We start from the raw sequence: 12,890 nt of genomic DNA, 5'->3' as shown, positions 1-12,890 counted from the left end.
CCTTTTTCTTCTTTTTCTTGCCAGTGTCCTCGGCCGGAGCTTCGGTGGGCGCGGGAGCCGCCTCTACGGGCTCGTCCTTTTTCTTCTTTTTCTTGCCAGTGTCCTCGGCCGGAGCTTCGGTGGGCGCGGGAGCCGCCTCTACGGGCTCGTCCTTTTTCTTCTTTTTCTTGGAAGTGGGCTCCTCCTCGGCGGGGGGGGTAGCGGTAGGGTCGGCCTGGAGGGCCTCTTCTACCGGATCTTTTTTCTTCTTCTTCTTTTTGCTACCCTCTTCCATAAAGTCGAAGTTGCCGGTACTCTGGGGCTGGGTGGTATTTACTTTCCGCTTGCCGGTTTCCTTCAGGTAGTCTTTGCGGAAGTGGTTGAGGAAGGTTTGCACCTCCTGGTCGTCGCCGAGGTAGAAGCCGTATTCGGTGGCCGTATTGTAGTCGCCCTTGGCCTTCAGACCAATGATTTCATCGAAGGAGCCGTGCTGGGCCTTCGCCAGTACCACGTTGTTGGAGTACTTGATGTAGTACCAGGTCTGGGGTTCGGCTTCCAGGTAGAGCTCCACGGCGTCGCCGGTGCTTTCCTTCTTGATTTCGATGTAGCCGTCAATCAGGGCGTTGATGTCCTTCTTGCCCACGCTTACCAGGCCAATCTTGCCCACCGAGTACCAGGCCTTGAACTTCTCATTCCAGCGCAGATTCACCTGGCTCAGCACCACCGTGTGCAGGAACTTGGCCGATACTTTCTGCAGGGGCACGTAGCCGCCCTTGCGGGTACTGTAATCCTGCACCACTTTATTGCCCACAAACTCGCCCATTTTGTAGAGCTGAGCCGGCGAGCCATCCAGAGCTTCCGGCGCGCCTTTGGCATTGGTAGCCAGGTCGGCGGCCATGGCCTCCACGGCCTTCTCCGGCAGGTTAATGTCGAAGGCCAGGAAGGTGTTCAAATCATACAAGGCGCTGTCGGGCTTGGCCGTACCCAGGCCGGCGGCCGTGAGGGTGTAGTCTTTATTGGAGTTGATGAGGTTGAGCTTGCCGCGGAAGTCGAGGGCGCCCGTGGAGTCGGTGAGGGTCAGCACGGAGCCTTCGTACACATCGGGGTCGGCGGGGTCGTGGCGGCTGATGGTGTACTGGCCGCGTTTCTGGTTGAAGCGCAGGTCGCCGTCCACCTCAAACAGGTTCATGTCCGTCACGCCGGGCTTGGTGGCCACAAAAAGCGGATACACCTTGCCCGTGCCTTCCGAGAGGAACAGGCCCGACAGCATCGGCGTCCCGTCCGCCGATTTCGGTTCCTGGAGCTTGATACGGATGCCTTTAGGGTCAATGGTATCCTGCACGGCAAACCAGTCGGAAGCCGTCGTTGCTTTCACGAAGTTCAGCTTGGCTTGCCCATCGAAGGTGAAGCCCTTTTTCTGGGAGTTCATGGTTACGCCGCCCCGGTAGGCAATGCGCGGAGCCAAGTGAAACTTGTCGGTGGCCTGCAGGGTAGCGACGGCAATAGTGGGCGGCGAAACCGGCTGGTCCTCGTCGGACGGGGCGCGCTTGAGCAGGCCTTTCATGCCGCCTTTGTTGCCGTTCTTGCCCAGCGAGGCCGTCATGGTCGCCATCGAATCGACGTGGAAGTTGGCAAACTTGATGGCGAATGAGTCGGCAGAAGCGTTTTTGTAGTTGTACAGGGCGTTGCCCGAGAAAGCCAGGCGCGAAAGCACCCGCACCTCGCCCTTGTAGAGCTGGTGGTATTTGCGGAGGGTGTCCATCACGATGCCCGCGTTCTGGAAGGCACGCATTTCGGCGTTGGGCAGAATGTACACTTTGCTGGAGTCGGGCGTAATCCAGGCATCGGCCGTGGAAATGCGGGGCACGCCGCCGGCTACCAGGCGGTAGCGGCTCAGGTCGTACTGGCCGGTGGCGGCCTGGAACTTGAGGCCCTTCTGCTCGGGCTTGGTGCTGTAGAAGAAGGAGCGCGACGAGTCGGCGCCGGGTGCCACGCGCAGCTGCACCAGCTTCTTCTTGAAGTCCCACTTCCCGCCCGAGAGCGTGGTGCGATACTGCGAGTACGGCAGCTCGATGCTCGATTTATTGTCGCCTTCTTCGCGGGCAAACTCGGTGTTGCCCGCCTTCAGGTCGTAGGTAAAGGTTACGTTGTTGGCCGTCAGGGCCGGCTTGTTCACCTCCGCCGACTTAATGTTCAGGGTGGCCTTTTTGCCGGTGTAGCGGGTAGGCTTGAAGGCAAACTGCGTGGAGCGGATAAACGACTGCGGGCCATCCATGCGGCCGTCGCCGTAGAGGCCGCCGGGCGTGTAGGTGAGCGTACCCTTAAAGCCGTTGATGTTGTCGTAGAGCTTAAACGACTCGCCCTGCTGCTGGGAGGTCAGGTACATCGAGTCTTGCTTCACGGCCCACTTCATCTGGTAGCCGGGCAGCAGGGTTACTTTGGCAAACTCCGTCCCGTTGAGGGGTCCTGGCAGAATAGTACCGGTTTTGCCCACCGTCACCACCGAGTCGCGGTAGAACACGAACTGCTCGCTGTTAAAGTCGCCGGTCAGGTACTTGATGTTGCCTACCCCCTGCAGGCCCTGGTTGTTCATGCGCACCTTGTTATAGAGGCGGCCCTTGCCCCCGTAGAGCGGGAAACCGTCTTTGGGCAGGTTGTACACAAAGCCCAGAGAGCCGTCTTCCTGCATGCTGAGCTTGGTCTGGAAGTCGGGCATGATGCCCCCCGACACGAACGTGCCCTTGAAGCCCACGGCCACCCGGTTTTTGTTATTGAGCGAATCCAGCTTAAAGGGCGGAATGTCAAAGTACATGGTGGTATCATAAGCCCCGCCCAGCACTTCGGGCTTATCGAAGTACACGTAGGCGCCGGTGCTGGCATCAAAGGTGGGGTAGGCTCCCAGCTTCTTGCGGCCCGACTTGTTATTGGGCGCGTTGATGTAGAGGCGGCCGGCCGAGGTTTTCTTTTTGTTGGTCAGAGTCCAGTCCACATCCTTGCGGGCCTTCATCACCGAGCCCTTCGAGCCCTTGCCCTTCACGATGATGGAGTCAATCTTCACCAGATCAATATAAAACCCGTCGTAGTCGAACTTGAACTCCTTGCCCTTGAACACGAAGGCCGAGGCCACCACGGTGCCGTTGAACTGCACGCCCCGGTTTTTCTGGATGCGAATCACGCTGGAGTCGGGCTTCACGAACACCGTCACGGAGTCATCGGAGAAGTTGAAGCGGTCCACGCCCCGCACAATCAGGTCGTTAGAGTTCAGGTCGAGGGTAGCGTTTTTGCCCGAGGGCGAAAGGCTCTTGATGGCAATGTGGTCGTAGTCTTTCTTACCCCGCGAGGAGTTTACGTAGTGCATAGCCTTGGGCAAAAGCACTATCTGGTCGGTTTGCGGGTACCAGGCCACGTACCCGTCGCGGGCCAGGCCGGCCACCGCCGTGCGCACGTTGTCGGGCTTGAGCTGGCGGAAAGTGGCTATGTCCTGCACCGTGAACACCTTTTTGTTGCCGTTTTCCAGGCTGTAGCCCACCACCATCTGTAGCGGGTGAAGCTTGTTGATGGCCTTAATTTGCTGGTAGCGGGTGTTGGTATAGAACTCCTTGGACTCGAAGTTGGCCGTTACCTGGTTTTTGGCCGTCAGGATAGAAAAGTCGATGTAGGGCGTGCGCACGGGCCAGGTCAGCAGCTCGGCCGTCACTTCCATCTGGTGATAAGAGTCGTAGAAGGGCGTGGTTTTGTAGAGGCCGCTTTCGCGGGCCAGCTGCAGCACCTGGTTGTTTTTGCTGTACTTGAGCTTCACGCCGGGGTGAGTCAGCGAGTCCTGCTTATCCTGGTAAATGGTAACGGCGGCGTGGGCGGCCGTAATGATGGAGTCGCCCAGCTCATACACCCGCGAGGAGGCCCGGAACTTGGGCTTGCCGTCCACGTCCACAATAATGCGCGACAAGGCCCCGTCCAGGGACGAGGACAGCGCCCGGTTACCCGAAAGCGAAAACCCCCCGAAGTAGCGGATGTTGTCCCCGATGTTTTTCACCTGGGCATCGTTGGTGTTGGAGATAAAGCGGGGGTAGCCCGTATCGGTGGTGGGTGTTTTGCGCTTGAGGCTGCGGTAAGCCAGCCAGCCCTGTACGGGTTGGGCCAGCACGGCGGGGTAGGTAAGCGTAACGGGCTGGGCCGTAAACTCGGGCCGGCTGATGTCGAAGTCGTAGGTAGTCAGGTCGGCCGTAACGGGGTTGGCATTCACCTGCCAGCCAAACTGCCCGCCGTAGCCCACAAAGCGGGTGCGCGTAGCCACTACCGCCCCGCTGGTCTTGCGGATGTACACCGAGTCGCCGGAGGAGGCCAGAAACAGGTCGGCATCCTTCAGCAGCAGCACCGGGCCCCGGGTAGAGGGTGCTACGTAGGAGTTGTAGGAAGGCGCCTGGTCAGCCCAGCCGTTATCGGCCGCGGGTTTGGCGGCCGTGCCGCTCCCCTTCTTGGGCGTGTCCCAGCCATTGTCGGCACCCCAGGGGTCCTCGTCGCCCCAGCCGTTGTTTTTCTTGGCGGCTTTGGTATCCAGCTTCTTGGTGGAAACCGTGGCGGGAGCCGGCGCTGCGGGGGCCGCAGGGGCGGGCGGCGCCATGGAGGGCATATCCGTTTCGTTGTAGGCAAAGCTGAACGTGCCGCCCTCTACCCGCAGGGTGCTGTAGCGCGAGCGGTAGAGAAACTTGCCATCCAGGAACTGCGCGGCAGCGGCCAGAAACTTCTCGGCGTCGGTGGGCTGCTCCTTTTCCAGGGCTTTACCGGCCACGCTCAGGAATTCAGTCATCTGCTGATCCGAGAAATTCTGGACCAGACTGCCGGCTACGATGGCCGAGAAAAAGTGCTCAAAGTGCGGCTTGGGCCGAAACTTCCGGGCCAGCATGTACTGGCTCAGGGACACGATGTAGCGCTGCTGGGTAGCGGTAAGGCGGTTGCTGGCCCATACCTGCAGCAGGCGGTTGCCGGTGGCGCGGGCCGTACCGCTGTTGGTGCTGGCCATCATGGCCTGCACATCCAGCATAAACTGCTGGGGCTCCGAGCTGAGCTTGCCCGACCATTTGAGCGGGGTCGGGGTGGCGGGCCCCGCCGTACCAGCGGGCTGCTTGGCTGGTTGTGGCTTCTGCTGGGCCCAGGCCGGAGCACTCCATCCCAACAGCAGCGTGCAAACCAACCCAAAAAGAGTACGCTTCATATCAAATTCGTCAAAGCCTAGTTAATCGCCTACAATTTCGGCAAAACCCGGCACTTTTCGCGCCCGATTGGCCTGCCCCTCGCCACAATCATAAGGCACCCTTTTTTTGTACCATTCTGAGGCTCAAGCAGCTTCAAGCCAACTACTCCGGGCCCGGGTGCCGGCGGGGCGAAACCCAAAAACGACGCCGCCCGAGCAAAATTGCTGCTCAGGCGGCGGGGCGCACTATCAGAAAATAACTCGGCTACCTAGACCGGCTGCCGGAACACGGCCGACACCCAGTGGTTTTGGGTGCGGTGGCTTTCGTACTGGAAACCAGCTTTTTCAGCGGCCTCCCGGATCAGGGGCAGGTCATCCTCATAGAAGCCGGAGAACAGAATGGGGCCGCCGGGCTTGAGGTAGCGGGCGTAGGCGCCCATGTCCTCCAGGAGTACGTTGCGGTTGATGTTGGCCAAGATGATATCGAAGGGCTCTTCGCCTTCCAGAGCGGTTACGTCGCCGAGGCGGGCTTCCACTTTGTCCTGCACGTTGTTTTCCTGGGCGTTGTCGGCGGCGTTTTCCGCGGTCCAGGGCTCCACGTCCACGGCCAGCACGTGGGCGGCGCCCAGGTGCACGGCCATAACGGCCAGAATGCCGGTGCCGCAGCCCATGTCCAGCACGCGCTTGCCCTGGTGGTCGATGCCGAGCTGGTTGGCAATCATCAGGGCGGTGGTATCGTGGTGGCCGGTACCGAAGGACATACGCGGCATAATCACGATTTCGTACTCCAGATCGGGGCGCGCCTCGTGGAACGGAGCCCGCACCGACACCTTATCGGCAATAACCAGGGGCTGGAAGTTCTTTTCCCACTCGGCGTTCCAGTTCTGGCGGGTAATCACGCGGTGCGAAAACTCCAGCTCGCCCAGGGCCTCGTAGCGGCTCATGATTTCGGCTACATTATCCGCCGAAAACTGGTCTTCGTCGATGTAGGCACAGAAACCTTCCTCGTTGTCTTCGAAGGTGTTAAAGCCTACCTCCGCCAACTCCGCCACCAGTATATCCGACAGCTCACGGGGAGCCTGTACGCGCAGTTCTATGTAATCCATACTCAGGAAATTTATCAGGAGTCAACCAAAACAAAACCGTCCCGCGCCTGGGGCACGGGACGGCAAAGGTCGGAGGAAAAAACGGGCTGCCCTACTGCTTCCGGCAGCCGGCAAAGGAGCGCACCTTGGTGTAGTGAAAGGAAAAGTCGGCCAGGTTGCGGTTGTCGGTCACGAAGAGCACGTAATCGGCAAAGTCGCGGGCGTCGGTCAGGTACCACAGGCCGGCCTTGTCGGCGAAGAGCTTGTTGGTTTCCCGGTACACCAGCACATCGGCAAACGCCTCATCGGGCTCCTGATACACTACTCCAAATGCCTGGCTGCGGCGGCGCGGGTCGGCTTCCAGATACACCGAGCCGTAGAGGCGGCACGGGTCCACGGAACCGAGGGGGGTAGGCGCCACCAGCGGCACGGCCGGAGCCAGCCGGAACGGATTCAGGGCCAGCAGGCCGGAAAGCAGTAGGGTAGTAAGCATAAGCAAGGCCAGAACTTCAGGCAATTATCCGGCCGAAATGTAGGGAGCGGGGCTCGCCCCCGCCCATCGTTGCACGATTTCCGCCGATGTGTGCTTGCAGCAGTAAATGCTGGGGTAAGCTTCAGGCCATAATAGAGCCGTCTGTAAGCCTCAAGCTGAGTGGGCACTGGCGGGCGGGGGCAAACCCCGCTCCCTACGGCCCATTTCTAGAACGACTTGATAATCTCGGTGAAGTCGCGCGACTTGAGGGAAGCGCCGCCAATGAGGCCGCCATCCACGTCGGGCTGGCTGAACAGCTCGCGGGCGTTCTGAGCGTTGGCCGAGCCGCCGTACAGGATGGTGGTATTTTCGGCAGCTTCAGCGTCGTAAGCCCGGGCAATCTGCTCCCGGATGAAGGCGTGTACTTCCTGGGCCTGGGCGCTGGTGGCGGTTTTGCCGGTGCCAATGGCCCAGATGGGCTCATAGGCCACCACAACCTGGTCGAACTCTTCATTGGTGAGGTGGAACAGGCCGTCTTTCAGCTGCTTCTCAATGAACTTAAAGGTTTCGTCGGCCTCGCGGGTTTCCAGGCTTTCGCCCACGCAGAAGATGGGCTTCAGGCCGGCGGCCAGAGCGGCTTTCAGCTTCTGGCTCAGCAGCTCGTCGTCCTCGCGGAAGTACTGGCGGCGCTCCGAGTGACCCAGAATCACGTACTCAGCCCCCACCGACTGCAGCATCTGGGCCGACACTTCGCCGGTGAAGGCGCCGGTTTCCTTTTGGTGGCAGTTCTGGGCACCGAGGTGGAAACGGCCGCCCTCGGGCAGCTGCTTGCCAATGGCCGACAGGAACGGAAAGGGCGGGCACACGACTACCTCTACCTGGGAGCCGGTTACTTCGTCCTGGACCATGTTCACGATTTCGGAAATCAGCGCCTGGCCATCCTGGAGGGTGGTGTTCATCTTCCAGTTGCCGGCCACAATATTCTTACGCATAGCGGAAAGGGTTGAGGTTGGGAGTTGGGCCGCAAGTTAGGGGAAGAAGTGATGGGGTGAAGAGGTGATGGGGTAACAGGTGACAGGTAAAAGGTGAAGGGTGACAAACAGCCCGTCATTCCGAGCGCAGCCGAGGAGTCTCGCATGCTGACGTTGCTGAAGTAACCAGACGTCAGCACGCGAGATGCTTCGACAAGCGGACGCCAGATGAAGTATGACTTGCTGTTTGTCACCTGTTAGCCTTCACCTTTTACCTGTTACCATTCACTTCATCACCTCATCACTTCCTTACCTCTACCCCACCACGCCAGCCCAAGCCCGGCTATTGCCACCAGTCCGGCTGCGGCCAGGGCCATCCAGGCCAGCACCTCGGTATCGGCCTCGAAGCGGCGGGCGGCCCAGATGCCGGCCAGGCCCCAGGCCACGGCGGCGGGGTAGGCCAGCTCCCGGAACCGGCGGGTTACGTTCAGGGCCAGACCGGCCGTAATGCCTACCAGTACAATAGCTATTTCAATGCTTTCCTCGGGGCCAGGCTGCCATTGGGTGCCCAGAGTCAGGGTGGTATTCACCACCGTGGCTACCGAAATCCAGCCCAGATAGAGGCCAAACGGCACGCTGCTGTACCAGGGCGCTTCCTGGCGCCCCACGAAGTGGCGGGCCCGGCCGTACACCACCGCCAGGCTGGCCAGTATCAACAGCATGACTACCGCACTCGGCACCAGCAGCTCGTAAGCAAATACCACCAGCCACAGGCCCGTCAGCAGGTTAGCAAACACCAGGGGCCGCGCCACCGCGTCGGGCAGAGGGTTGCGGCGCTGAGCCGGCAGCAGCTGCCACACGGCGTAGAACAGCAAGCTCAGGAAAATCAGCCCCCAGATGCTGAAGGCGTAGCCGGCCGGCGTGAGCACCGTGGGGTACTTGGCAGATACCTGGGCGTTGGTCTGCCCATTGAAGGGGTAGCGCTGCGAGACGTAGTTCAGGGCAATGTTGCCGACAATAGCTGCCGAAGCCGCCCAGCGCCACGCACGGCTCTCGGTGGGGGCAGTCAGGGCGTCAAAGGCTTCTTGGTGGGTAGCGGATGAGTTCATAGAGTGAATAACCGGGAAATATCCGATTCTTCCCTCTACGAAGTTGCAGGCGTTTCGACGGTCGAGCTTACCGCTTTTCCTACCCCCTTACACAACGCAAAGCCCGACTACGCTTCTCAGCATAATCGGGCTTCATAAGTGGTTAGGCCGCATTTACAGCTTCTCGGCCAGGAAGCGGGCGGTGTGGTTGCTGTCCTTGAGCTTCACCATTTCTTCGGGCGTTCCTTCGAATAGCAAATGTCCGCCGTTGATGCCGCCCTCGGGGCCAAGGTCGATGATCCAGTCGGCGCACTTGATGATGTCCATGTTGTGCTCGATGATAAGCACGGAGTTGCCTTGTTCCACCAGCGCATTCAGGGCCGTCATCAGCTTATTGATGTCGTGGAAGTGCAGGCCGGTGCTGGGTTCATCGAAGATGAACAGGATTTTATCGTTCTGTAGGGTGTTGCCCTTGGTCAGGAAAGATGCCAGCTTCACACGCTGGGCCTCGCCGCCGGACAAGGTGTTGGCCGACTGCCCCAGGCGAATATAGCTCAGCCCTACGTCGTCGAGAGGCTTCAACCGCTCCACAATTTTGGGTTGATCCTTGAAGAATTCGATGCTGTCCTCAATGGTCATTTCCAGCACCTCGTTGATGCTCTTTTCCTTATAGAGCACGTCCAGGATATCCTGCTTGAACTTGCGGCCCTCGCAGGCTTCGCAAGTCAGGTAGATATCGGCCATGAACTGCATTTCAATCTTCACCTGACCTTCGCCCTGGCACACCTCGCAGCGGCCCCCGTCAATATTGAAGGAGAAGTGGGAAGGTTTGAAGCCGCGGGCTTTGGCCAGCTGCTGATCGGCAAACAGGGTCCGGATGGCGTCGTAGGCCTTTACGTAGGTTACCGGGTTCGAGCGGCTGCTCTTGCCGATGGGGTTCTGGTCCACGAACTCAACGTGCGTTACCTGCCCGTTCACGCCCATCAGGCGGTCGAACTTGCCGGTAGCTTCTCCCGCGCCGCCGCCCAGCTGCTTGAGCAGGGCTGGGGCCAGAATCCGCCGAATCAGGGTACTTTTGCCCGAGCCCGAAACGCCCGTTACCACCGTCATCACGTTCAGCGGAAACTTGACACTCACGTTTTTGAGGTTGTTTTCGCGGGCGCCGGTCAGCTCCAGAGCGTTGCGCCAGGGGCGGCGCGTTTTGGGCACGGCTACCGCCATGCGGCCGCTCAGGTACTGGCCGGTGTAAGTGTCGGAGGCCAGCACCTCGGCGTAGGTGCCCTGGAACTGCAGGGTACCGCCGCCGCTACCCGCCTCAGGCCCGATGTCGATGATCTGGTCGGCCTGCTCCATCATCTTGTCCTCATGCTCCACCACAATCACGGTGTTGCCGAGCTGCTGCAAGGAGCGCAGCACGCCAATGAGCTGCTCGGCGTCCTTGGGGTGGAGGCCAATGCTGGGCTCGTCGAGAATGTACATGGAGCCTACCAGCGCCGAACCCAGGGAGGTAGCCAACGAAATCCGCTGGCTTTCCCCGCCCGAAAGCGTGCTGCTCAGGCGGTTCAGGGTGAGGTAGCCCAGCCCTACCCGGTTCAGGTACTCCAAACGGTTGGTAACTTCCGTCACGAGGCGCTCCGCTACCTTAGCTTCGTGCTCGGGCAGGTCGAGGTTCTGGAAAAACTCTAGGGCCCGGCTCACGGGTAGCAGCACCAGGTCGGTAATGCTCTGGCCCTGAATCTTGACGTACTGAGCGTCTTTGCGCAGGCGCGTGCCCCGGCAGTCGGGGCAGGTAGTGCGGCCCCGGTAACGGCTCTGCAGCACCCGGTACTGAATTTTGTGCGTCTGCGTCGATACCCAGTTAAAGTAGGCATCGAGGCCATCAAAGTACTTGTTGCCCTTCCAGAGCAGCTGGCGCTCGGCCTCGCTGAGCTCGTTGTAGGGGCGGTGAATAGGGAAGTCGAAGCGGATGCCGTTTTTGAGCAGGGGTTTCAGCCACTCGCTCTGCTTGTCGGTGCGCCAGGGAGCAATAGCACCCTCGTACACCGTCAGGCTCTTGTCCGGAATTACCAGGTCCTCGTCAATGCCCAGCACCGAGCCGAATCCTTCGCAGGTTTGGCAGGCGCCGTAGGGGTTGTTGAAGGAAAAGAAGTTGACGCTGGGCTCCTCAAACACCATATCGTCCAGCTCAAACCGGTCGGAGAAGGTGCGAGTTTCCTCATCCAGCTTCACCAGGCAGGTGCCGTGGCCCTCAAAAAAGGACGTTTGCACCGAGTCCGATAAACGGAACATCAGGTCCTCGTCGCCGGGCTGAATCACGGCGCGGTCAATCATGATGTACACGTCGCCCTGCACTTCGGGCTGGCCTTCGGCAATCAGCTCTTCAATAAAAGCGGTTTCCCCGTTTACTACCACCCGGCTGTAGCCTTTCTGCAGCAGCAAATCCAGCTCCTTGCTCATGGGCCGGCCATCTTCGGCGGGCAGCAGGGGCGAGAGCAGCATCACGCGGGTGCCTTCGGGCAGCTTCATGAGGTAGTCCACCACGTCGGCCACGTTGTCCTTGCGCACCTGCTCCCCGCTCACGGGCGAGTACGTGCGGCCTACCCGCGCGAAGAGCAGCTTGAGGTAGTCGTAAATCTCGGTGCTGGTGCCTACGGTGGAGCGGTTGTTTTTGATACTGACCTTCTGCTCAATGGCAATGGCCGGCGAAATGCCCCGAATGTAGTCCACGTCGGGCTTGTCCATGCGGCCCAGAAACTGGCGGGCGTAGGAGCTCAGGCTTTCCACGTACATGCGCTGCCCTTCGGCATATAGCGTGTCGAACGCCAACGAGGACTTGCCCGAACCCGAAAGGCCCGTGACAACAACAAACTTATTGCGCGGCAGCGCTACGCTGAGGTTCTTGAGGTTATGAACCCGGGCGTTTTTTATCAGGATGAACTCGCGCGGGTCGAGCTGGTCAATGGGGTCGGCCGCGGGGGCGGCTACTTGCAAAGCGGAGTTATCGGCCATAGGTCGGGTAACAACGACGGCCGGGGGTTTGGTTTCCTGTAATTTCCGGCCGAGGTAGTTGGAAGTAGCGAAGGTACGGCAGATGGGTGGGGGTAGGAAAGTAGTGAGGTATTTGTTTAGTACCCTTACCGTATCATTTTGCCCTAGCCACAAGTATTGGCCTACTTTGCAGGCCTGTTCCTATTTAAAGCTATGGCCACTGTTCATCCTACCCAGCACGAGAGGTTCGTTGCATGCATTTTGGGTGGCGCTATTGGCGATGCCTGGGGCAGCAGCTTCGAAAACGAGGTAGCACCATCCGCTACTACCTTTTACCTGGGCGGCAAGCCGTCGCCGACCCGGCGTTGGGCTATTACTGATGACACGCAGCTGACCTTGGCTACGTGCGAAGTACTGGCTATTGGCTCTTTTCATCCGGAACTGCTAGCCGAGCGGTTCCAGGGGTATTACCAGCAAGGAAAACTAGTTGGGCTGGGAGCAAGTACCCTGAAGGCTGTTCGCGACCTGGCGGCTGGCATCCATTGGACCCAAGCGGGCCGGCGAGGGCAGTATGCGGCCGGCAACGGAGCGGCTATGCGCGTGGCTCCCTTTGCGTTTTATCCCGCTACTACCCGGCAGCACCTATACGATGCCTGCCGCATTACTCACCACAACGAGGAAGCCTACGCGGGCGCGTTAGCCGTGTATTTGGCCATCAAGGCCGCCACTACTGGCACTTGGAACGGCCGCAATAACCTCCTCAGCCTCCTGCTTCCCGAGCTACCCGACACCAACCTAAAAGACCGGCTGTTGGTGATAAACGAATATCCGACCACCGCTACTATTGCTGACGTAGCGCGTCTGGGGAACAACGGATACGTTGTAAACTCAGTGCCCTTCGCCATCTTTTGCGCCACCAAAATCTTTGACCTCGGGTTAGCGGGCTTGTTGCAGCAACTGATTGCCACCGGCGGCGACACGGACACGAATGCTTCCATCGCGGGTCAACTTGCAGGAGCGGTGGTCGGGTTGGCGGGAATACCAGCGGGGTTGCTCTCGAAGTTGGAGTAGTTACCGGAATACCTGTGGCTTAGAAGCATTATTGATAGAGCGATT

The 12,890-nt window shown here is 59.8% G+C and carries 7 protein-coding genes; 1 reads left to right on the top strand and 6 read right to left on the bottom strand.

Annotated elements, in window-relative coordinates:
- The 6 genes from GGU46_RS15560 to uvrA form a co-directional block, all read right to left on the bottom strand.
- Positions 1–5,191, bottom strand: a 5,191-nt coding sequence (locus GGU46_RS15560; RefSeq protein WP_183404483.1) for a hypothetical protein, incomplete at its 3' end; no start/stop codon positions are given.
- 248 nt (positions 5,192–5,439) lie between these two features.
- Complete coding sequence (gene prmA, locus GGU46_RS15555; protein ID WP_183404482.1) at positions 5,440–6,276, bottom strand: 50S ribosomal protein L11 methyltransferase; 837 nt, start codon at positions 6,274–6,276, stop codon at positions 5,440–5,442.
- A gap of 91 nt (positions 6,277–6,367) precedes the next feature.
- The gene (locus GGU46_RS15550) at positions 6,368–6,748 is read right to left on the bottom strand and encodes a DUF6150 family protein (RefSeq protein ID WP_246399047.1); all 381 of its coding nucleotides are present in this window, start codon (positions 6,746–6,748) and stop codon (positions 6,368–6,370) included.
- Positions 6,749–6,954: 206 nt separating this feature from the next.
- Positions 6,955–7,719, bottom strand: a complete 765-nt coding sequence (gene tpiA, locus GGU46_RS15545; protein WP_183404481.1) for a triose-phosphate isomerase — start codon at positions 7,717–7,719, stop codon at positions 6,955–6,957.
- A gap of 272 nt (positions 7,720–7,991) precedes the next feature.
- Positions 7,992–8,807, bottom strand: coding sequence for a tryptophan-rich sensory protein (locus GGU46_RS15540; RefSeq protein WP_183404480.1), 816 nt, complete (start codon positions 8,805–8,807; stop codon positions 7,992–7,994).
- Between the two features lie 153 nt (positions 8,808–8,960).
- The gene (gene uvrA / locus GGU46_RS15535; protein WP_183404479.1) at positions 8,961–11,795 is read right to left on the bottom strand and encodes an excinuclease ABC subunit UvrA; all 2,835 of its coding nucleotides are present in this window, start codon (positions 11,793–11,795) and stop codon (positions 8,961–8,963) included.
- A gap of 192 nt (positions 11,796–11,987) precedes the next feature.
- Between uvrA and GGU46_RS15530 the strand changes: the two genes are divergently transcribed.
- Positions 11,988–12,845, top strand: coding sequence for an ADP-ribosylglycohydrolase family protein (locus tag GGU46_RS15530; protein WP_183404478.1), 858 nt, complete (start codon positions 11,988–11,990; stop codon positions 12,843–12,845).
- The last annotated feature ends 45 nt before the right edge of the window (positions 12,846–12,890 follow it).

This window comes from Hymenobacter latericoloratus, assembly GCF_014199535.1.
In the GTDB taxonomy this organism is placed as follows: domain Bacteria; phylum Bacteroidota; class Bacteroidia; order Cytophagales; family Hymenobacteraceae; genus Hymenobacter; species Hymenobacter latericoloratus.
This window is presented reverse-complemented; position numbering and strand designations above follow the sequence as displayed.

Excerpts from the sequence above, each read along its gene's own strand:
- prmA (WP_183404482.1), bottom strand. The coding sequence starts at position 6,276 with ATGGATTACATAGAACTGCGCGTACAGGCTCCCCGTGAGCTGTCGGAT.
- GGU46_RS15550 (WP_246399047.1), bottom strand. The coding sequence starts at position 6,748 with ATGCTTACTACCCTACTGCTTTCCGGCCTGCTGGCCCTGAATCCGTTC.
- tpiA (WP_183404481.1), bottom strand. The coding sequence starts at position 7,719 with ATGCGTAAGAATATTGTGGCCGGCAACTGGAAGATGAACACCACCCTC.
- GGU46_RS15540 (WP_183404480.1), bottom strand. The coding sequence starts at position 8,807 with ATGAACTCATCCGCTACCCACCAAGAAGCCTTTGACGCCCTGACTGCC.
- uvrA (WP_183404479.1), bottom strand. The coding sequence starts at position 11,795 with ATGGCCGATAACTCCGCTTTGCAAGTAGCCGCCCCCGCGGCCGACCCC.
- GGU46_RS15530 (WP_183404478.1), top strand. The coding sequence starts at position 11,988 with ATGGCCACTGTTCATCCTACCCAGCACGAGAGGTTCGTTGCATGCATT.